The sequence below is a fragment of the Neobacillus drentensis genome (genome assembly GCF_036965245.1).
Taxonomy (GTDB): Bacteria; Bacillota; Bacilli; order Bacillales; family Cytobacillaceae; genus Neobacillus; species Neobacillus drentensis_G.
In genome coordinates this window covers 21,430-42,522 of the sequence record NZ_JBALPG010000041.1, presented here as the reverse complement: position 1 = coordinate 42,522, position 21,093 = coordinate 21,430, and the positions used below count along the sequence as shown (strand labels likewise).

Below are 21,093 nucleotides of genomic sequence, written 5' to 3'. Positions count from 1 at the left end.
GTTCTATATACTCAGCTAGTTTTTTTGAAAACTTAAATCTTCTAACAGCTTTTGTAATAAAAAAATGACAATCCTCTTAAATAAATAACAAAAGCTTAGAGAACAGTCACTATCACTGTTCCCTAAGCTTTGGAAATCTACTATTTATTCTAAAATTCCTACTTTATCAAAACCACTGGCAGCAGCTGCTGCTTCAGAACTTCCTTCACCATAAAGGTCGGCAGCTGATTGAATGATTGCCATTCTGGCCTGACTAAAATTAGAAGTTGGGGTTAAGTAAGTAGTTAGGGCTCGGTAGTAAATTTTACCAAGTTTTTCACGTCCAATTTCCTGTGCCGTTTGGTAGGCAGCATGGTTGATGATGGAGGAATTAATGTGAACTCCGCCATTATCTAAATTACGTGGAAGATCATAGAACTCATTCATATGAGAAGGATATTTCCCTTTTCCATTTCCATATGGTACATAGGCTGCATTCACTGAATATTTACTTGGATTACTTAAGCTGCGCAACGATTCTCTGCCGCTAGCTTTGGCACCGGGACCCATAATATCTTCGCCAATTTCCCAATTGGCATCATCGATTAATGCACCAAAGATATCAGAAAAAGCTTCGTTTAGTGCCCCAGACTGAAAACGATATTGTAAATTAGCCGTATTCGTCGTAACGCCATGTGTCATTTCATGAGCAGCTACATCAAGGCCAGCCGAAAGAGAAATCATGAATGAGCCATCTCCATCACCATATGTCATTTGACGACCATCCCAAAAAGCGTTGTTATAGTTCGTTCCAAAATGAACAAAAGATTTGATGGCCATGCCTTTATCATCTAACGAATTCCTGCCGTGTTCATCAAGGTAATAGTCGTAGACCTTTTCTGAATTATAATGAGCATCGACTGCAGCTCGGTCATAATCCGTTTTGAATGATGCACTATTACTAGTAAATAATGAACCTGTTGGTGCATCATAGGTAAATATTCCACCTAAGCCTTCATGGGCATAATCTGCTAATTGAAAGACTGTACCTTCATTAGGATTTTTACTTTGAGATATATGTAGAAGTCTATGTGCTCCTAATACTCCTGTCCCATTTCCAGTTTGCGATTTGATATCATCTGCGTCCATTATGGCATTATATTGATCAATGACCTCTCCTGAATGTGCATCCACAAAGACAAACCAGTTTCCAGGCTTTTCACCCAGGAAGTTGACATTAACTTTAAAGGCTAAATTATATTTCCCCTCAAATGGATAGACTACAAGTTCAGTTGTGGGATCATATTGCAATTGAGCTGGAGCCTCAACAGAAGACTTCGCTGCCTCCAATGCCTTTTCACTGCTTACATCTGGTGTTATATTTAGTGATCCTTCATCTACATCCTTGTTTACGGAACCATTTACCGCGACTACCTCATTCTTTTCATTATAGTGGACAATAACTTCAGCACCTTCTACCGGTACTCCATTTTTGGTTTGATTAAAACGAACATGTGTCATACCGAGATTATCTTTTAACGCAGTTTTTTCTTTTAAAATCGTCTTGGGATTACTGATTCCTATTTTATTTTTCTTTTCTTCTAAATAGTTAAGGGCATCAGTCGCATTACTAGTAGTGCGTTTTTCTACATGCTTCTCTTTAACAAAAATCGGTACATTCGCATTTTCATTCCATTTTTGTATAACGCTTGCCTCAGGTTGTTTAGCTAGTACATTACTAAATGGAATGGCCCCTGCTAAAAGTGCTGTTGATAACACAACTGGAATAATTAACTTCTTCTTCAAAAAATTACCTCCTTAACGTAAATTAAAATTAGTATAAAACTAAATATTCATAATTGCATGATTAATTAGAATTATCTTATTACAAATTACTAGTTTCGTTAGAAAGGCATTTTATATGAAAAATGAAGGACAAATACTCATAAATTGATCATTTATGTTCCCTGAGATAAATCCAGCGACCTATTTTAAGGAGAAAAATAGGTAAAGAAAGAACTATTAAAAACGGGACTTGTCTCCCAGTGCATTAAAGCTTAAGAACGCAGGAAAATCCCTGAAGCATATAAAAAGCCACTCTTCATAAAAGCGGGTGACTGACCTGATTCGAGCGTAAACTCAAATAACATTAAAGTGCTAGATTTATATTTAGATTTAAAAAGGAATATAAGGATAATATTCTTATTTGTCTAATACATTTTAAAATAGAAAGGAGAGGATTTTTTGTATCAAAGTGATCGCATTTTTAATGCAAAGCCGCACCTGATCACACGTAGTTTAAGTCCCGAAAACCAGGAGACTCCTATTCATTTTCTAAAAGAAAATGTAACTCCAAGTCCTTTAACATTTCGAAGAAATCATTTTCCATATCCTGCGATTCCGATTCAGCCTTACTTTCTAACCATCACAGGTTATGTAAAAACCCCTGTTACTTTACATTACAATCAAATCATCTCTATGCCCTCCCGAACCGTGACCTCCTTAATAGAATGTTCCGGAAACAAGCGGGCTTATTTCGAGCCAAAGGTATTTGGTGAACAATGGACAGAGGGAGCAATAAGCCAAGGTGTATGGAAGGGGGTACCGCTCTCTTATCTCCTATCCTTCACTGAAATCAATGCCGGAGCACGTGAAGTTGCTTTTCTAGGGGAAGATTCCGGACTTAAGAATGAAGAGCGCGTTCATTTTGAAAGAAGTCTTCCGCTTGAAAAAGCGTTCGAGCCTAATGTAATTGTCGCATGGGAACATAATCAGAACCTGCTTAGTCCAAAACACGGTTTTCCATTTCGATTAATTGTTCCAGGCTGGTATGGGATGGCATCAGTGAAATGGTTAAAAACAATACGTGTATTGAATCATCATTTTTCCGGTCCTTTCCAGTCAAATGACTATGTCTATTATCCTCATAAGGATCAAGATAAAAATTCATTTCCTGTGACTACTAACCGTGTTAATTCCATCATTCAACAACCGCGTGACCTGCAAATCCTAAAACCTGGAATACATGAGATAACTGGCTTAGCTTGGACAGGCGAAGGCGTAATTACTTCTGTTGAGATCAGTTTTGATAATGGAGAAACTTGGAAAACCATCCACCTTCATGACACACCTCAAAAATATCAATGGGTGAAGTGGTCTTGTTCCTATGTTTTCGAAAAAAATTACGAGTACAACATCATGGTACGTGCCTTTGATTCATTTGGCCGATCACAGCCTGATAAAGCATTCTGGAATCGTAATGGATACGGATATAATGAAGTTTCAATGGTTAAGATACAAATAGAAAAATAGCTTTCGTTTCTATGTCAATCTAATTATTTTACAAAGGCTTTAATTAGCGGACACCAAAGACACCACGGTGTTTTTTTGTTTGTAAAACTATATAGGAAGAATAAAAAAATTGTTCTTTTACAGTAGAATGGGAAAAATTAATTTGAGGAGGTGTTTGTGCATGAAAAATAAGGAAAATGAAGCGATTGAGGCAAATCAAAAAATGGATGATTTTTTTTATGATTCTGGATACAGGAATATTAAAGGAGATTCTGAAGTAGATACTGCAAATCTGGAAATTCAAGAGCAGTTTTATGGACCTGACAAAGAAGACCATTCTCTTCCTTTTCATGTTGATATCAACAATCCCCCCATAAAAAAGTAAACAAAAGCCTTTTTTGTGCTCTTTTGCATAAAAAAGGCTTTCCATTTTGGAGATTCTAGACGATCGTGAAACGTCAGCTCCATTGACATTTCGAAAAAATCATTTTCATATTCCTTTTGAATATTCTACTTTCTAATCACAATATCAAAGTAAAAAATAACCATGCCATTATTTTTCCAGCATTAATTTTAAAATGAGTTCATCTGTTTGATGTGTACCTTCGTTTCCAAGTTTACAGAAGCTTTCAATACTTTTTTCAACATCATCGTGAATAAAACCATCAGTTGATTTTATTTCTTGATGATTAAGTGCTAATAGAGCTGACTGGACAGCAACATTTGAACACGTTGAGACCTTCATGGCACAGCCGGCCTTAGCCCCATCACAAATCATTCCTGATACATTGCCAATTGTATTTTGAATCGCTGCCTTAATTTGCTGAAGACCTCCATTTAGTAAATAAACTATCGCTCCACTCGCCCCCATCCCGGCAGCGGTTACACCGCATAATGCAGAAAGACGGCCAAAATTAGATTTGATATGAATGGTTATTAGATGGCTAAGGGCAACAGCTCGAATCATCTTTTCCTCGGATACTTGCAGCTTTTCGGCTGCGGCAACAACAGGAAGTGTAACAGCAATACCCTGATTTCCACTCCCGGTATTCGCCATCACAGGAAGTGTTGAACCTGCCATTCTCGCATCTGAACCTGCTGCGGCAAGGGACATTGCCGCAGTGGCCAAATCATCAGATAGAATTCCTTTTTTTACATTTTCTTTTATCGTATTACCAACATTTAAACCATAATCTCCAGAAAGCCCTTCTAATCCAATAATTTTATTTAATTCGATACTCTTTCTTACAAGAGCTAAATCGTTAAGGTCCGCAGTTAACACCCATTCATATATTTCATCAATTGTCAGGGCTTCCAATTCCTCTTCATCGGTTTGAATTCCGATATTCTCACATCCGCCAAGATACACAGCATTCCCATCTACTTCGATTAAGGTGATATTGCTATGATTATCAGAAATTACCACCCTAGAGGTCTTCTGATCTGTTTCTACAATGACTTCAATATAAAGTCTTTTTGGTGTATCCGCTTGACCGGCAGTTACTTTACCTGCTTCAATGAGATTTAATGCCGTCCGTTCATCCTCTTTAGTGAGCCCATCTAAAATTTCTAATTTTTTATTTGGATTCCCAGCAACGGCTCCAAGGGCAGCTGCGAATTCAAGACCTTTTGCTGACATTCCCGGAATCCCAACTGATTTTGCATTTTTAATAATATTTCCGCTTGCTTTAACACTTATTGCCTGAATTTGACCACTTGCATTGCTCTTTGCCGTTGCTGCTGCCAATGCAATTGCAACTGGCTCTGTACAACCAAGTGCAATTACTAATTCTTTTTCTAAAACGGCCAATATTTTGTGCTTCCCCATTTCGAGCCCCCTGCTTCAAGATAACGTTTCTAACATTTTATCATAATAGCACCTTAGTTTTTTAGTCTTTTTCTTTGCTTATATATGATCCTTGATTCTCAAACTTTTATGAAAAAATGTTATACTTGCTTGGGATATTCATACTTAACAAAGCAAGATTAACATCTTAGGAGAGTGTTTTATGAACTACAAGGTTGTCATCTTAGATATAGACGGAACCATCCTTCCACATGGAAAATCAATTAGTCATCCCACAAAGGATGCGATCCAGCAGTTAAGAGATAAAAATATGAAAGTTGTCATTGCTACGGGGAGACCCCCTTATTTTTCAGGGTCAATTATTGAGGAAACAGGAGTAGACTCTTTGGTCTTTTTTAATGGTGCCTATGTCTACCATGAAGGAAAAGAGATTTACAAGAGTGCAATTGAGAAACAAATATTATATAAGATACATCTTTTGTCTAATGATTATCATCATCCACTTACTTTTTTAGGTGGTAGGAGCTTTAAAGCTACTGATTTAAGCCATCCATTCGTATTGGAGGCGTATCTCCAAAATCCATGGAAGCCTGAACTTGCGCCGCCTCAATTTTGGATGGAACAAGATATTTATCAATTGTTCCTTCATTGTGATGTAGAGGAAGAGGTAACCTACCAATCAAAGATTCCGGAATTAGATTTCAGAAGGTGGACCTCTATTGGAGCTAGAACATGTGATGTGAATTTAACCAAATCAAACAAAGCAGTGGGTCTTACAAAATTATTAGAAAAACTCGGCATTGCTCCTGATGAAGCAGTTGCATTTGGGGATGGTCTGAATGATATTGAAATGCTTTCTTTTGTAGGAATGGGAGTGGCCATGGGGTCTGCCCAGGATGAAGTGAAACAAGCAGCCAATATGGTCACACTTTCCGCCGAAGAAGATGGAGTACGATACGGTTTAGAACGTATTGGTTTAATTTAACTTATCGGCATTTCCAAAACAAAAAAGGGTTCATAAAATCAAAAAGAAAACACAAAATAAATAGTAGCTAATCGGCACATATTAAATAAAAAGGTTTATTTATCATTGGATTTTCCTACAATAAAAACGAATTTCTGGGATGTAATTTTCTATTTCAAGTACGTAATGGAAAGATATTCATGATTAAACATTGAGGATGAATCGTAATGGAAGAGGTAGTTTATACAATACTCCGCACAGTCGTATCCATCTTAATCTTAATGACTTGTTTTTTATGGTTTGGAAAACAAATCAACTCACATATTAACCTTTATAATTTTGCATTTTCAATTACTTTAGGTTCTTTTATTGCCAACATGGGATTTGATTTAAAATTAAAATTTTTGCCTATGCTCACTGCTTTTTTTACACTAATTCTGCTCTTTTTTTCATTTTCTCTTATTTCTTCCAAAAATAGGATATTTCGAAAATGGTTATCGGGTAGGCCTACTGTTGTCATTGATAAGGGAAAAATCCTCGATTGTAACATGAAAAAAATTAGGTATACCCTTGATGATTTAAATCAACAGCTGAGAGAATTGGGAATATTTGATATAGTTGAAGTGGAGTTTGCCATCTTGGAAGTGAGCGGAAAGTTATCTGTTATGAAGAAGACAAAATATCAGAATACGACGAAACAAGATTTTAATCCTACTATAAAAAATAATGATGTCATCATTCCGAAAGAGCTCATCATGAATGGAAAAATGATCGAAAAGAATTTTAACGCTCATCATTCCAATAATTGGCTCATTAACCAATTAAATCAAAGAAACCTAGAGCTTAAGGATGTTCAATATGCCGTCATTTCCTCTACAGGTACTTTATTTATTGATATATATAATGATAAATTAACCTCGGCTATCGATCTTGAATAGAAGCTGTTTTCAATTACCGCAATCACATAAATTTATTAAGAATACTTTGACTAAAGTAAACACTCGAGTTTTCCACCAAGGACAGCCAAGCCAGAAAAAGGACTGTGAGTCCGATCATCACAGTCCATTCAATGTTTAATCTTTTATTAGGTTTAAAGGTTTGCTATCCTGACTAACCATTTCCTTTTCTATCTGCGCTAATTTTGCATCAATGGTGCTGCGGTGGAAGGAACTGTTCACCTTCTGTTCTAATCGGTCTAGATAGTTTTCAATGTCCTTAAACTTTGAATTAGATTGTGGTGAGTATGAATCAGATTCTAACACTTGGTTCATGCCGAGGTTAGCACGTGTTACATTTTCTCGGCCCATTAATTCCATCCGGCGAAGATGCATATCCTTTAATTTTTGTTTCATTTCTTCATGTTTTCTTTCTAATTCACTTAACTGTTCGGATACTTGTGCTAGTGAAGCTTTTAGGCGCTGCGCACGCTCTGAATATTGCTGATGCTCTGTTGCTGCGAATTGGCTGATCTCTTCTTCCCCTGCTTTTAAGGCAATTTCCGCTTGGTACTTTCTTTTTTCGGCTACTTCCATTGCCAGGATATACTCTCTAGTGAATTCATCCTTTAATTGGGATTGACGTTCAACTAATTTGCCAACCTTTGCTGTTTCCTGCTCACATTGGCGAAGGTATTGATTGAGTTTAACAATCGGATTTTGTTTTTCTTTTTGATGAAGAGTTTCATTTAAATCAGCAATGATGATATCTTTTATTCTTGTAAATAGGTTTGTCATGTTCAAATTCTCCTTTTATAATTAATATTTTTTTATTTCGTTCCATTGTTTTTCAAAACTAACAAATGGATCCGTTTCAATTTTCGAAGCCGCCTTTTTGTTCCAATTTTTATAAACAAGATAGAGCACATAGGCAGCACCCACTCCAATAAGAGCTGGTATTTGGAAGATCGTCGCTGAAAGTACCATTAAGCCGATGATAATTAACCCGATTTTCCAACCTGTTGATTCCGTCTTTAAAAACTGTTTAAAAATGAAATATAGAATCGCCAGACTAATAAGTAATCCAACAATGGGGCCAATCGTTTCGACTAAGATGATCGCTGCAAGGCCACCAGCTAAAAGTAAACCAAATTTTTTCATTTTATTTTCCTCCTTTATATTGCTAATCAATTATTTTTCCTTATCTTGATTCCATCTTACCTTTTTCCAACACGTTTCATAATTGCGCTTGAGCTTGATTTTTCTATCGGACCTGAGACGTAGCTGATGCAGGACTAACAAACTGTGAGTGGTTCCAGTGACAACATAGAAAAAGGACCACCCCTAAATTGGTTAGTCCTTGAATTAACATTTATTAGATTCCATTGCTAATTCCAGAAACAATAGAAGAAACAATATGCCGCGAATCCCATTGTCCTTCGGAAAAAGCCACAATTGGGTATTTTTTCGGAAAGATCTTTTGATTAATTTCCTCGATCGAGCAACCTTCCTTGTAAAGATGTCCCACTTCACCGGATAGATTCTCAAGATAATCTAACTTTTGCTTCATCATGCTTTTTCCATTTTGGATGTATCCAGCATGAGAGCAAAACAGCGCTTGAAAATCATAGGTAAGCAGCCTGCGAATGGAATCGATAATGATGGGAATAGATTCACTGTCCATAATGACTTTCGTTTTCTTAGTTACGAATAAATCACCTGAAAACAATCGGCCTCTTTCTACATCAAGAAGAGCGACATGATCATCAGCATGGCCTGGGGTATAGATGACTTTCCATTCTTGACTGCGCGATTGAATCACATCTCCAAGCGGCAAGGCATTAAATTCTGACCTCACTCCCCAGGTAATTTGGCGATACTTTGGATAGGGACTAGGTTCGGCACAAATTCTGATACCCTTTGGATGTACAAATATTGGAACATTTCTATACTTCTGAATCCAAGGGGCTAAACCAGAATGGTCCTCATGGCTATGAGTCAATGCTACCAATTCAAAGCAAAGATTCTCATAAAAAGGTATGAGATTTGTTTCCAGACGCTGTGGCCCTGTATCAATTAACATTCCATCAACTAAAAAAGAATAAACCGTTCCTAATATAAGTCCCGAACTTTTAATATCCCCCTTTAAACACATAACATCTTCATTGGTAAACACTTGTATCATGATTCTTCATGTTCACTCCTTTTTCATGAATTAACCTCGAGGGATTCACCGTCACCTTGGGCTAGTAGCTGGATGAAATTGGATTTATAACTCATTTATAATATTCTGAATTATCTATTTAATAGTACCCGAAAATGAATGAATAATCAATCATTCGTTTAGATTCATTTTCTAAATAACGTTTTGGCATTTGTGAAAAAATCTACCCATAATGACTTCTATTCGTAACAGAGTTTTTTCCTGCAATTTCGTTTCGGATTCTAATCAACCCTATTGGATTCCTTTCTCTCACTTTTTTCAACGAACAGGCTCCAATAGCCTCTATGGGATACCTTTTCCTCGATTTTTTTCTTTGAAACGGGCTCTAATCACTCCTATTTGAAACCCTTCTCTCGCTTTTTTTATCGAAGCAGGCTCCAATAACCCTTATTGGATACCTTTCTCTCGCTCTTTTCATCAAATCGAGCTCCAATACTCCTATTGGGTACCTCTATTTTCATCCTGCTTGGTTTTTAGATGCATTAACGTCAATAGCCATCGGTTCCTTTTAGCTTAAAAAGAGATTCTCTTTTTCTATGTAATAAAACTGTAATACTATTCTATTGCTTAAATTCATAGAAATAGAAACTAATAAGAGATTCATTAGAAATCAATTAGGAGGAATAGAACAATGAAAAAACTAATTGCCATACTAACAGTACTAGCAACACTCTTATTTGCATCTCCAACTTTTGCTTATACCGTTAAAAGTGGGGACACGATGACAAAGATTGCCAAAGAAAACAATCTAACTTTACAAGAATTATCAAGGCTTAACCCACAAATTGAAAATCTTGATTTGATCTTTGTTGGTCAAACTGTTCATACAAATAATCCAGAACCGGAACCGGCAAAACCAGAAATAATAGTAGGATACTCTGAGTACGAAATAGACCTTCTGGCAAGATTGGTTAGGGCTGAAGCTGAGAGTGAACCTTATCAAGGAAAAATTGCTGTTGCCTGCGTAGTCTTAAATAGAGTGGATAACCCGTCCTTTCCTAACACGATAAAAGAAGTCATTTATGAAAAGGGGCAATTTCAGCCGGTTCAAAATGGGCAAATTAATAAACCTGCTGATGAGGATTCTATCAAAGCAGTACACGAGGCAGTGAAAGAGAACCGAAATGTAGCAGCAGGATCGTTGTTCTTCTATAATCCGGACATTGCTACTAGTCGTTGGCTCGATTCCAGAGAAACAACTCTCGTTATTGGTAATCATGTTTTTAAACAATAGGTTCTGTACGATTTGAAAAAGAGAAAAAAAGAAATCCTTTCAATTATTTTGTAGAACAAATATCATTCCTCAGGTTTATGAAACTTGTCAAGAATCCCATGTATAGAAAGCATGATTTCCATACCAATTTTTACAATACTTATTTCCCTTCTAAGACTAAATCATTTGTAAATCGCGTGAAAAATCTGTAAATATACAGTTAGAAATATGACAGAAAATTAATGATACGGTTACGTAGTGTAAAGATATGGAAAATTAGCTCTTTTTTTCCTCGAAAGCTTGTATGATACTACTGTATTAAAAATTTCAAGCGATCAAGGAGGAATAATAATGAAAACTTTAAAGAAGTGGTTATTTGCTTTGATGTCAGCATTGATGGTTCTTGGAGCTGCAACTGCATGCTCTAACACTAGTTCGGAAACGGATGATACGAAAACAGAACAAACCGATGATGGTTCTCAAACTGAAGATAATTCTAGTGAGTCTGGTCAATAACAATTAACGCTGGAATGAATATGGAAAAAAGACCAGTCTCGGTCTTTTTTCCAACTCAATAGAAATGAATATCTTCAAGTTCAACATAAACATTAAAATAGTCCTACCAAATTTTTTTACTGTCCGATATTTTTTAGTAAATAACAGGCTAGAATAACAGGAGCTGGGTTCCAATACGCTGTTTTTCCATGAGATATTTTCCTGCCTAGACATACACATCATTCTCTCCCATACATAGGCTATTTTAAAATGTCTGGGAGGTCTGTTTATGGAGAAAAACCAAGCCCCTATCCCAAAAACCACTAGGTCCAAGTGGCAGCTCTTTGAAGTGATTGGGATACTATTAGTTTTCGGTTCCTTATTTCTTCTCTTATTCGCACCTCATTCACTGTCCGAGTTATTTAATACCATAATTAAAGAAGTCAAACCAATCGTCGTCGATATTTTTCTAACAAGCGAAGTTGGCATTGCCATTATTGTAAGCGTGATCGTTGGCCGACTTTTGGAAAGATTAGGATTTACAGATGGTTTAATTCGAATTTTTGTGCCTATTATGAAGTGGTTTAAGATAAATCCCTCGGTAATTATTCCAAGTGTGTACAATATCCTTGGTGATATTAACGCTGCTGGAAAAATTGCCGGTCCGATCCTTGTCAAAGCGAAGGCAACGAAAGCAGAACAAAAAATTGCAGTCGCTGCGATGATTCAATCTCCACAGTCGTTTGCCACCTTTGTATTAGGACTGATCGCACTAACTGCCTTCAATATTACTGCCTTTCCGCTCGTAATTCTATCCATCTTTGTTCCAATAATTGTCGTACCGTTTATTTTATCAAGGACCATCTACCGTGATACCAAGAAAGTCGACCTTGAGGAATTGCCTCGTTTCACACCAAACACCAGATCTTTGCAAACCATTTTTTCATCTGCAAAAGAAGGGGCCGAACTTTTATTCTTAATCATCATTCCAGCAGTTGCGGCAGTGTTTTTCTTTATCGGTGCCTTAAAATTTATTGGTATTTGGAGTGTTATTGAATCAAGTTTATCATCCCTGCTCACTTATTTAAGTATTGAACCAAGCACAGGAATTGTCTCCATTCTCGCCGCCCCAACACTTGCCGTTGCCCAGCTCGCGGACCTTGCCAGCACCATTGACCCGCGGTTAGTTGTCGGCTCTTTTGTGTTAGCCAATTCCGGTTTGCCATTATCGGTTATATTTGGCCAGGTTCCAGTCACATGGGCTGAATCATCCGGACTCAATGAACGAGAAGTATTGGGAGCAGCGATTATTGGAATGGTTCTTCGTTTTATTACTGCATGTGTACTCGGATACTTTTTAACTCCATTTTTGGTGTGAGAAATGATGACATACATGATACGCGGAAAGAAAATGGTGACAGTGAGTAACCTTGGTACCATTGAACAAGGAGCCATGATAATTTATAATGGTAAAATTATTGCGGTTGGACACTGGGAGAGTTTGAAGGAAAAATTCCCGACAATAGATGTAATTGATTGCTCTGAATCTATCATTACCCCAGCTTTAATTGATTGTCACACCCATTTATTGGAATTCGCCCCAAGTTCACTATACCCGGTGACACCCGAGACGCATTTTTGGGCAGGTAGATCCATCCTTTTCCATGCCTTATCATGTGGAATTACGGCACTTGGTGAACAAATCTGCGGCCATCCACTTTGTGATTTTTCAATAGAGGATTATCAAAATGCAGTGAAACAATTGCCGATTGATGTTTCGTTCGCTACGACAAGCATCTCCATCGGTTTTGAAAAATTTGCTCATTTTACGTCAGTGACACAGTCAAAAGCAGTTGAACAAAAGGATTTAATCGATACGTCTATCGTAACAAAAATCGCTGCAGCAAGTGATTATCCCGGTGAAAACATCTTCATAAATGCAACTCCCGCCAATTTCACTGAAAAGGAAGTTCCAAGAGCAGGAGAAATTATTTATTCATTAGATAAGTTAAAAAAGATTGTCGATATCTATCACCGATTTGGAAAACAAATTGGCTGTCATGTCGCTGGTGAAGAAGGCATCGATTTGGCTTTGAAGGCAGGGATTGATGTTTTGCACCATGCACATGGTATTACGGCTAAGCAAATAGAAAGTGTGGCCCAACAAGGGGTCAAGATTGTGGCTACACCAATGGGAGGTACCCATCTGCCGCCAAATTCTCCTGAAGAAATTTTAAGGTTTGTAGATAAGAAAATTCCTGTATCTATATCAACAGATTCTTATCTTCCTCCATATAAGGGTGTATCTTGGCTACCCTTTCAAGACCAAACCTTAAAAGGTCCAGAAGTCTTAATGCTCATTGCCCACCCCACTATGCATCTTTTACAGCATCAAGGTGTTGAAGAAAATGAGATCTTAGCATTGCTAACTGCTAACCCAGCTACTATTCTTGGAAAAAATCATGTGTTTGGACGGCTGGAACCTGGATTGGAGGCAAATTTTTTAGTTGCTGAGGGAATACCCGGGTTAGAAATAACAGAGATTGATCAAATTAAAAAAGTATTTTATCGGGGAGTAAAATTGATTGATCGTGGATAGTGATCCATATTTTGCATATTCCAGAAAAATAATTACATCTAACAAATATGTTTCAAAAGCTAATAATGGCAGGCTCGGTAAAGCACTTTTGACCACTCGGCTTTTAATTAACAATGAAAAAGGCCTTCCATGAAGGAAGACCCACAATCCTTATTATTTATTGAAACTATTTTTGATGTCCATTAAATACTTGAGAATAACAGCGATACCGCCAATGTAATAAAAAATAACAAGTGTCCAGTTAGTTGGATCCATTGGAGTCATTGCTGCAATAATGTTTAATGGCAAGACATAGTATAAAACATCCTTCAAATAATCTAATACAAAAGATAAATCGAAAGACCCCTTCATAAATGTTTGTAATAAAGTGATAAGAAGATTAATGCTCATAAGTCCAAATACTGCCCACATTGTATAAAGCATCCAGCCTGAGAGTGTAACGCTCATTTTTCATCACCACCTTTTCTATATACTATTCTAGAAATAATGGACAGGTGATAATGAAGTATCATTCCAATAAAAAAATTCTCATGTATTTTTAAGGCAAAAGCAATAGGACCTTCCTTGAACGGTCCCTTAATTATTTGTTTTATTTAGCTGTGAAAATTTTATCTAATTTTTTAAATTCCATCGACTATTCTCCCCCCACTGAGTGGTTCCTGTTCCAGAAAATCCTAATATTAATAAGGTGTTTGATCCATTACTACTTCCCAATAAAATTCGGTGTACGCTTTTCAGCAAAAGCCCGGATTCCTTCACGCGAATCTTCGCTCTTAAATGCCTCCTCTGAATATCTCCACTCTTCACGGAAAGCAAGATCCATCGGTAAATTTAGTAAACGGAGGACTGCTTTTTTTGTGTTTTGGACGGCTATTGGGCCATTATTGCATATTATGTCAGCAACTCTTTCTACTTCCTCCATTAAATTTCCCTTTGGTACTACTTTATTAATTAGACCAATTTCTTTTGCCTCTTGAGCGGTTATCTGTTCTCCTGTAATCAAGATTTCCATTGCTCGGCAATATGGAATTTGCCTTACTAGTCTTACAAGTGAGCCAGCCGCAGCCATGATTGACCATTTAGGTTCAGGAAGACCGAATCGTGCCTCCTCGGATGCAATCCGTATATCGGTTGCCTCCAATATTTCCATCCCACCTGCAAGGCAAAAACCATTAACCGCTGCAATAATTGGTTTCCAAACAGGAACATTTTTTAGTACCGCAGATTCTGTTTTTTCTGGATCAAGTTTTCCTTCAATTATTAATGGAATGGTTTCTTTCAAATCCGCACCCGAACAGAATGCTTTTTCTCCTGTACCAGTCAGGATGATAACACGGATATCACTGTCATGCTGTGCCTCAAGAAAATAACTGCCAACCATTTCAAAACCTTCCGGTGTCATTGCATTCAATGCATGTGGACGATTAAAAGTAATATACGCTTTATTTCCTACTTTCTTAAATAATACAGGTGGTTCCATCCGAGATTCCTCCTGATTTCTTAAATTCTATTTGCATATTTTTTATCACTAGGGAATCATTGCTTTAAAATGAATGTGTTTCAACTATAGACTGGTGTCCTATCTCTCATTCTACTTTCCTCCCAATAAGCAGTTAGGAATAAAAAGACACAAACAACCATTAGAGTACTTTGTCACATCCTCTATACAGGCTTACTGTTTTTCTTTGTTTATTAATGCTTTTGAGATTCCAATGATGCACGGTTCACCTGTTTGCTTGAGGACAGTCTGTTTTACTGTCACAACTCCTGTTCCGTTGTCTTTATCCATAAGGTCGATGACTTCTAGCTCTACATGGATGGTATCGTTAATGAATACTGGATGAATAAACCGAAGCTTATCAATTCCATAATTCGCTACAACGATATCCGGGTCCATTTTCGTTAGACCTACTGCAAAAGAAAGAACCAACATCCCATGGGCAATCCTTTGCTTAAAAAAAGAATTCTTTGCGTATTCTATGTCCGTGTGCAATGGGTAAAAGTCACCCGTAAGAGATGAAAACATGACGATATCTGTCTCGGTAATCGTCCGACCTCTGGACTTCCATCGTTCTCCTATTTCGTAATTTTCAAAATATTTATCGTACATGTTAATCCCCTCTCTCCCACTTAAGCTTTCTGTCTTAAGACTGTTTTTAAAATTTTTCCAGTTGCATTGCGCGGCAAAGCATCGACAATTTCTATCTTCTTAGGGATTTTAAACTTGGCAATTTTTCCATATAAAAAGGTTTCCACATCTAAGGCGGATAATGGCTGACTACTATCTTTTAAAGCAATGATTGCTTTAATCGATTCTCCCCATTTTTCATCTGGATAACCAACAACAGCAGCCTCCTTTATTTTCGGATGACGAAATAAAAGCTGCTCAATTTCAATAGGATAGACGTTCTCCCCGCCTGTAATGATCATATCCTTCTTGCGGTCGACAATATAAATAAAACCTTCTTCATCGAATTTCGCCAAGTCACCTGTATAAAACCAGTCATTTTTAATGGCCTCCTTCGTTTCTGCCGGTTTATTCCAGTATCCTACCATCACGTTTGGACCATTAACAATTAGTTCACCAACTTCTCCAGGTGGCACATCTCGGTCATTTGGGTCAACAATACGGACATTGGTATGGATTGGCGCTTTTCCGACTGAGCCATTTTTGAGAACCGTATTTTCTTTGTCGAGGATACAGACAAATGGAGCTGTTTCTGTCAGGCCAAAGCCTTCATAAAACGGAATATCCCGTTTTTGAAAGAATTCAATCACCGTTATCGGACATGGCGCGCCTCCAGAAACTGCCAATCTGAGTGAAGAAATATCGTATGCTCCAAAATTTTCGACGGTTGTTAACGCTTGCCACATAGCTGGAACGAGGAAAATACTGGTGATTCTCTCATCATGAATTTTTTGCATCACGCGATTTGGAACAAACTGGTCTTCCAAAAAGATGGTGCCACCTACATAAAGTAATGGTGTTGTTATGACACTCATTCCACCGATATGGAACAATGGCGCAACAGATAAGGTACTATCGCTGTAATCAAATGCAATAGTATTAATGAAGTTAATAGCATTCCACTGCGTATTCCCATGAGATAACAAGGCGCCTTTCGGTCTGCCTGTTGTACCAGATGTATACATCATCATATGAATATCATCTAGTCGGATATCAAATTCAGGTTCTTCATTTGCAGCGTCAGCAATTAAATCTTCGTAGACAGAATCCTCTTCATGAGGATCGCTGCCAACGTGGATGTATTCTAGCAAACTTGAATTTTGGGTCCGCAATTGATCGACCAATGGTTTCATCCTGCCATCATATATAAAATGATAGCCCCTTGAATCATTTACAATATAGTGGACTTCATCGACACTCAATCGGAAGTTGATAGGAACAAAGATAGCGCCAATTTTTGCACAAGCAAACATTGACTCAAGCATCTCATTCGTATTGAATAAAAGCGCGTTGACCCGGTCACTTTTTCTTACCCCCAAAGAAAGGAGTGCATTGGCAAGACGATTTACCCTTTCATTTAATTCTGCATAAGTATATCTTTTTTCATTGTAAACAATTGCCATACTGTCTGGGCGTGACTTACTATGCTTAACAATCCAGTTTCCAATTCCCTTAACCATTTCTCATCAGCTCCTAATTGAAATCTTCTATACTACTAGCTTAAAATGGTGGAATGTTTCTTTGCTGGAAGTGGAAAGTCTTTATTTTCAAACGTCTCGTATCTCCTGATTAGTTCTTTTCGTAATTCACTTGGGATAACAAGATCATCAACAACAAGCTCCCCTGACAACTTAACAATGTCATATCCTGCCCTGTATTCTTCTCGTAGTTCTTGTACCAGTGCGGCTCTTTCTTGTGGATCAGTTACCGCCTTGATTTTATTATAATAAACCGCATTGACTGCTGCTTCTGGTCCCATTATTGCGATTTCAGCAGACGGCAGCGCAATCGTTGTATCCGGTTCATACGCTGGGCCCGCCATCGCATAAATACCTGCTCCATATGCTTTTCGAACAATAACACACATTTTCGGAACATTTGCAGTGGAACTAGCATAAATGAAATTCCGCCCTTTTCTTAAGATTCCCTCCTGCTCCACCTTCGTTCCGACCATAAAGCCAGGAGTGTCACATAAATAAAGAAGTGGAATATTGTAGGCATCACATGTCCAAACAAATTTTGCCCCTTTATCCGACGATTCAGGGAAAATTGCTCCTCCTTTTTGCATCGGTTGGTTAGCGACGATTCCGACTGTCTTCCCATTCAATCTTGCAAAACCTGTAACTAGTTCTTTGGCATAATTTGCTTTCACCTCTAAGAAACTATTACCATCGACAATTGCTTCAATTAATTTACGAACATCATAGGCTCGGTTAGGCTCCATCGGAATAATGTGGTCTATTTCTTGCGGATTTCGGCTTGGTTCTACTACAGGAAAACTAGGCGCTTTTGCCTCAAAATGATCAGGTAAATATGCAAGCAGTTTTTTTACAATTTCGGCAGCTTCCTCTTCAGATTTGGCAATAAAATCAGCCGAGCCGCTCTTCGATGTATGCATCGTCGCACCACCGAGCTCTTCAATATCAACTTCTTGCCCTGTTGCCATTTGAACCATTCTCGGTGATGCAATCGCCATTCCTGAAATTTTGTCGACCATAATTACAAAATCAGAAAATACAGGCATATAGGCCGTTCCTGCGAAACATGGTCCATAAAGGACAGCGATTTGTGGGACACGACCTGAAAGCATGCTGTGGTTGTACCAAATTTTACCTGCCGAGTATTTCTCTACATGGTAGCCGACTGCTTCGTCAATACGACCGCCAGAAGAATCAATTAAGTATACAATCGGACGGCGCCCGCGGATTGCTGCCTCCTGAATTCTCAATATTTTTTCACCATGGTATTTACCAATTGACCCTGCCTTGACCGTATAATCACTCGCCATAAAAAAAGTTAAGCGATTATCTATTTTTCCCGTTCCTGTTACTACTCCGTCTGCAGGGAGCTTTTCTTTATTTGCATTTGCAAATAATCCAGTTTCGTAATAGGGCTGTTCATCATCAAAATAAAGTTTCAATCGATCACGAACAAATAATTTCCCCAATTTCTTGATTTTTTCATGATCAGGTCCACCCTGATAAATTCGCTCTCTTACCGCAAGCAATTTTTGTTCCCGTTCCAATACATACACCTTCCCTTTTCATATATTAAATTACTATTTTCATAGGCTGGTTATTAGAGGATTTCCAACCGTTTTGTCAAAATTTCATACATGATTTGTGTTGTTCCGCCTCCAATTGTTTGGATACGGGCATCACGCCATATCCGCTGGATCGGGTATTCCATCATATAGCCATTCCCTCCATGTATTTGCAATGCCTGGTCAGCCACTCGATTAACCATTTCCGTTGCATACACTTTTGCCATTGTTGCCTCCGTCACACAGTTTTCACCTTTGTTGTATAAGTAAATTGCACGATAAGTGATGTTCCTCGCTTTTTCTATATCAACCGCCATGTCCACCAGTTTATGGCGAATCACTTGGAACTCTGATAACGGCTGTTTGAACTGAATCCTTTCTTTACTGTATTTAATGGCCAGCTCTAAAGCTTTCTCTGCTGCACCGATACAGCCCAAAGCCATCGTCATTCTTTCATATTGAAAATTTTTCATTACATAAAGAAAACCCTCATTTTCATTTCCGATTAAGTTTTCCCTTGGAACTTTCACATTCTCAAAGAAAATTTCGCTAGTATCAGATGAACGCCACCCTAATTTTTTCAGCTTTTTACCAACGGAATATCCTTCTGAATTCGTTTCAACAATAAATAAACTCACATTTCGATGGACAGGATCCTCCCTCGTTCTTGCTGCAACAATCACATAATCAGCATTGACTCCATTTGTGATATATGTTTTGGATCCTGTTAAGATGTAATAATCGCCATCTCTTTTAGCTGTTGTTTTAATTGCAGATACATCTGATCCACCACTAGATTCTGTTATGGCAAGTGCTGCAATTAATTCACCTTTAATTCCTGGAACTAAGTATTTTTGTTTTTGCTCATGGCTTCCATATTTCCAAATATTCGTCATTGCAATCGACGTATGGGATCCAATTGCTGCTGCAACTCCACCTGCACCACATTTTGCCAACTCTTCCGTGAACACGGCTTCCATCATCAAATCCAGCCCGCTTCCGCCATACTCTTCAGGAAACTTGATGCCTAGGTATCCTAATTCTCCCATTCTTTTATACAAACTTCTTGGTGTTTCCTCGTCTCTTTCCCACTTCTCGACATTTGGAACCACTTCTTTTTCAATAAATGCTCTGACACTTTTACGAAACATTTCATGTTCTTCAGTAAACATCCAATGCGACATGAATACCCCTCTCCCTTTTTTACAAACCGATTTGTTTTGCGATAATCTCTTTCATAATTTCATCGGTACCGCCGCCAATTCGAGCCAATCTGCTATCTCTCCAGGCTCGTTCAATTGGGTATTCATCCATATAACCATTGCCTCCAAATATTTGCAGTGCTCTGTCCGCTACCCAATGCCCCATTTGGGCGGCAGCCAATTTAGTCATCGAAATTTCCTTTGAAGGAACTTCTCCTTTTGAGAACCTGTAGGCGGTCGCATAAGTCAGTTCACGGCAAACCTCGATTTGGGTCTTCATTTCTGCCAGCAAGTGGGCAATCACTTGAAAATTTCCAATTGGCTGCTTAAAGGCATTCCTGGTCTTCGCATACTTCAATGCCATTTCATAAACATGCTCGGCACAACCAATTGCACCAGCTGCTCCAATCATTCTCTCCCCTTGAAGCTGCCACATGATTTGATAAAAACCTCTGCCTTCTTCTCCTAATAAATTTTCATGTGGAATACGCACATTATCAAAAATTAGTTCTGCGGTATCAGAGGAACGCATTCCCACTTTATCCAGCTTTTTACCGACAGAGAATCCGGGGCGATTTGTTTCAACAAGGAAAAGGCTGATTCCATTTGGTCCAGGATCGTCAGAAGTTCTTGTAACCAAGGTCACAAAATCTGCCCTCGTTCCATTCGTTATAAACGTTTTTGTCCCGTTGATAACCCATTCGTCTCCAACACGCCTTGCTCTCGTTTGGATACCCATTACATCCGAGCCATTGTTGGGTTCTGAAATACCAATAGCTGCAATCTTCTCCCCCTTTAAGGCAGGTTTCAAGAAACGCTCATGCTGGTCTTTCGTCCCAAACTTATAGATAGGAGGGGTTGCCATATCTGTTTGGACAGCGATTGCCATTGGCAATCCTCCGCAGCCGCATTTGTTCAATTCTTCGGCAAGGACAAGACCGGAAAAATAATCTCCTCCTTGACCGCCAACCGACTCTGGATAATGCAGTCCTAATAATCCCAGTTCACCCATTCTTGAAAATACGGACCGTGGAAAAATGCCTTCCTCTTCCCATTCATCGACAAAAGGGGAAATCTCCTTTTCAACAAATTTTCGGATCATATTCCTTAGCTGGTCATGTTCCTCTGTAAAATATGGTTCATACGGCATACC

The 21,093-nt window shown here is 38.2% G+C and carries 21 protein-coding genes; 8 read left to right on the top strand and 13 right to left on the bottom strand.

What is annotated here, in order from left to right:
- Positions 1 to 144: 144 nt before the first annotated feature.
- The gene (locus V7150_RS10460) at positions 145 to 1,785 is read right to left on the bottom strand and encodes a M4 family metallopeptidase (RefSeq protein ID WP_335517303.1); all 1,641 of its coding nucleotides are present in this window, start codon (positions 1,783 to 1,785) and stop codon (positions 145 to 147) included.
- Between the two features lie 438 nt (positions 1,786 to 2,223).
- Between V7150_RS10460 and V7150_RS10455 the strand changes: the two genes are divergently transcribed.
- Together V7150_RS10455 and V7150_RS10450 are read left to right on the top strand one after the other, a co-directional pair.
- Positions 2,224 to 3,291: a sulfite oxidase gene (locus V7150_RS10455; protein ID WP_335517298.1), complete on the top strand. Its 1,068-nt coding sequence runs from the start codon at positions 2,224 to 2,226 to the stop codon at positions 3,289 to 3,291.
- A gap of 160 nt (positions 3,292 to 3,451) precedes the next feature.
- The gene (locus V7150_RS10450) at positions 3,452 to 3,655 is read left to right on the top strand and encodes a hypothetical protein (RefSeq protein WP_335517296.1); all 204 of its coding nucleotides are present in this window, start codon (positions 3,452 to 3,454) and stop codon (positions 3,653 to 3,655) included.
- Positions 3,656 to 3,823: 168 nt separating this feature from the next.
- Here the strand turns inward: V7150_RS10450 and V7150_RS10445 are convergent, their stop codons facing one another.
- A complete protein-coding gene (locus tag V7150_RS10445) occupies positions 3,824 to 5,098 on the bottom strand; it encodes an L-cysteine desulfidase family protein (RefSeq protein ID WP_335517293.1) in 1,275 nt (424 codons plus the stop codon).
- Between the two features lie 181 nt (positions 5,099 to 5,279).
- Here V7150_RS10445 and V7150_RS10440 point away from each other — a divergent pair, with 181 nt between their 5' ends.
- The gene (locus V7150_RS10440) at positions 5,280 to 6,062 is read left to right on the top strand and encodes a Cof-type HAD-IIB family hydrolase (protein ID WP_335517290.1); all 783 of its coding nucleotides are present in this window, start codon (positions 5,280 to 5,282) and stop codon (positions 6,060 to 6,062) included.
- A 310-nt stretch (positions 6,063 to 6,372) separates the two neighbouring features.
- Here the strand turns inward: V7150_RS10440 and V7150_RS10435 are convergent, their stop codons facing one another.
- Entirely contained in the window at positions 6,373 to 6,561 is a 189-nt protein-coding gene (locus tag V7150_RS10435; protein WP_335517308.1) for a hypothetical protein, read from the bottom strand.
- Between V7150_RS10435 and V7150_RS10430 the strand changes: the two genes are divergently transcribed.
- Positions 6,476 to 6,979: a DUF421 domain-containing protein gene (locus V7150_RS10430; protein WP_335517306.1), complete on the top strand. Its 504-nt coding sequence runs from the start codon at positions 6,476 to 6,478 to the stop codon at positions 6,977 to 6,979. The genes V7150_RS10435 and V7150_RS10430 overlap by 86 nt on opposite strands.
- A 135-nt stretch (positions 6,980 to 7,114) precedes the next feature.
- Here V7150_RS10430 and V7150_RS10425 read toward each other — a convergent pair whose 3' ends face one another.
- The 3 genes from V7150_RS10425 to V7150_RS10415 form a co-directional block, all read right to left on the bottom strand.
- Positions 7,115 to 7,774, bottom strand: coding sequence for a PspA/IM30 family protein (locus tag V7150_RS10425; protein ID WP_335517287.1), 660 nt, complete (start codon positions 7,772 to 7,774; stop codon positions 7,115 to 7,117).
- A 21-nt stretch (positions 7,775 to 7,795) separates the two neighbouring features.
- Positions 7,796 to 8,137, bottom strand: a complete 342-nt coding sequence (locus tag V7150_RS10420) for a flagellar basal body rod protein (protein WP_335517284.1) — start codon at positions 8,135 to 8,137, stop codon at positions 7,796 to 7,798.
- Positions 8,138 to 8,351: 214 nt separating this feature from the next.
- Positions 8,352 to 9,161 carry an MBL fold metallo-hydrolase gene (locus V7150_RS10415; protein ID WP_335517281.1) on the bottom strand — a complete coding sequence of 270 codons (810 nt, stop codon included), beginning with the start codon at positions 9,159 to 9,161 and terminating at the stop codon, positions 8,352 to 8,354.
- Positions 9,162 to 9,831: 670 nt separating this feature from the next.
- Here V7150_RS10415 and V7150_RS10410 point away from each other — a divergent pair.
- From V7150_RS10410 to V7150_RS10395, 4 genes are all read left to right on the top strand, one after another.
- Complete coding sequence (locus V7150_RS10410) at positions 9,832 to 10,434, top strand: cell wall hydrolase (RefSeq protein WP_335517279.1); 603 nt, start codon at positions 9,832 to 9,834, stop codon at positions 10,432 to 10,434.
- Between the two features lie 330 nt (positions 10,435 to 10,764).
- Positions 10,765 to 10,929, top strand: coding sequence for a hypothetical protein (locus V7150_RS10405; protein WP_335517277.1), 165 nt, complete (start codon positions 10,765 to 10,767; stop codon positions 10,927 to 10,929).
- Positions 10,930 to 11,197: 268 nt separating this feature from the next.
- Positions 11,198 to 12,286, top strand: coding sequence for a hypothetical protein (locus V7150_RS10400; RefSeq protein ID WP_335517275.1), 1,089 nt, complete (start codon positions 11,198 to 11,200; stop codon positions 12,284 to 12,286).
- A gap of 6 nt (positions 12,287 to 12,292) precedes the next feature.
- On the top strand, positions 12,293 to 13,507 hold the full coding sequence (locus V7150_RS10395; RefSeq protein ID WP_335517273.1) for an amidohydrolase family protein: 1,215 nt from the start codon (positions 12,293 to 12,295) through the stop codon (positions 13,505 to 13,507).
- 153 nt (positions 13,508 to 13,660) lie between these two features.
- On the opposite strand, the gene V7150_RS10390 is transcribed toward V7150_RS10395, so the two are convergent.
- The 7 genes from V7150_RS10390 to V7150_RS10360 form a co-directional block, all read right to left on the bottom strand.
- Positions 13,661 to 13,954, bottom strand: a complete 294-nt coding sequence (locus V7150_RS10390) for a hypothetical protein (RefSeq protein WP_335517271.1) — start codon at positions 13,952 to 13,954, stop codon at positions 13,661 to 13,663.
- A 256-nt stretch (positions 13,955 to 14,210) separates the two neighbouring features.
- Positions 14,211 to 14,987, bottom strand: coding sequence for an enoyl-CoA hydratase/isomerase family protein (locus tag V7150_RS10385; protein WP_335517268.1), 777 nt, complete (start codon positions 14,985 to 14,987; stop codon positions 14,211 to 14,213).
- Between the two features lie 192 nt (positions 14,988 to 15,179).
- Positions 15,180 to 15,617: a MaoC/PaaZ C-terminal domain-containing protein gene (locus V7150_RS10380; RefSeq protein ID WP_335517265.1), complete on the bottom strand. Its 438-nt coding sequence runs from the start codon at positions 15,615 to 15,617 to the stop codon at positions 15,180 to 15,182.
- A 20-nt stretch (positions 15,618 to 15,637) separates the two neighbouring features.
- Positions 15,638 to 17,155, bottom strand: a complete 1,518-nt coding sequence (gene menE, locus V7150_RS10375; RefSeq protein WP_335517260.1) for an o-succinylbenzoate--CoA ligase — start codon at positions 17,153 to 17,155, stop codon at positions 15,638 to 15,640.
- A 35-nt stretch (positions 17,156 to 17,190) separates the two neighbouring features.
- Positions 17,191 to 18,729 carry an acyl-CoA carboxylase subunit beta gene (locus V7150_RS10370; RefSeq protein ID WP_335517256.1) on the bottom strand — a complete coding sequence of 513 codons (1,539 nt, stop codon included), beginning with the start codon at positions 18,727 to 18,729 and terminating at the stop codon, positions 17,191 to 17,193.
- Between the two features lie 44 nt (positions 18,730 to 18,773).
- Entirely contained in the window at positions 18,774 to 19,922 is a 1,149-nt protein-coding gene (locus tag V7150_RS10365) for an acyl-CoA dehydrogenase family protein (protein WP_335517253.1), read from the bottom strand.
- Between the two features lie 19 nt (positions 19,923 to 19,941).
- On the bottom strand, positions 19,942 to 21,090 hold the full coding sequence (locus V7150_RS10360) for an acyl-CoA dehydrogenase family protein (RefSeq protein WP_335517250.1): 1,149 nt from the start codon (positions 21,088 to 21,090) through the stop codon (positions 19,942 to 19,944).
- Between the last annotated feature and the right edge of the window lie 3 nt (positions 21,091 to 21,093).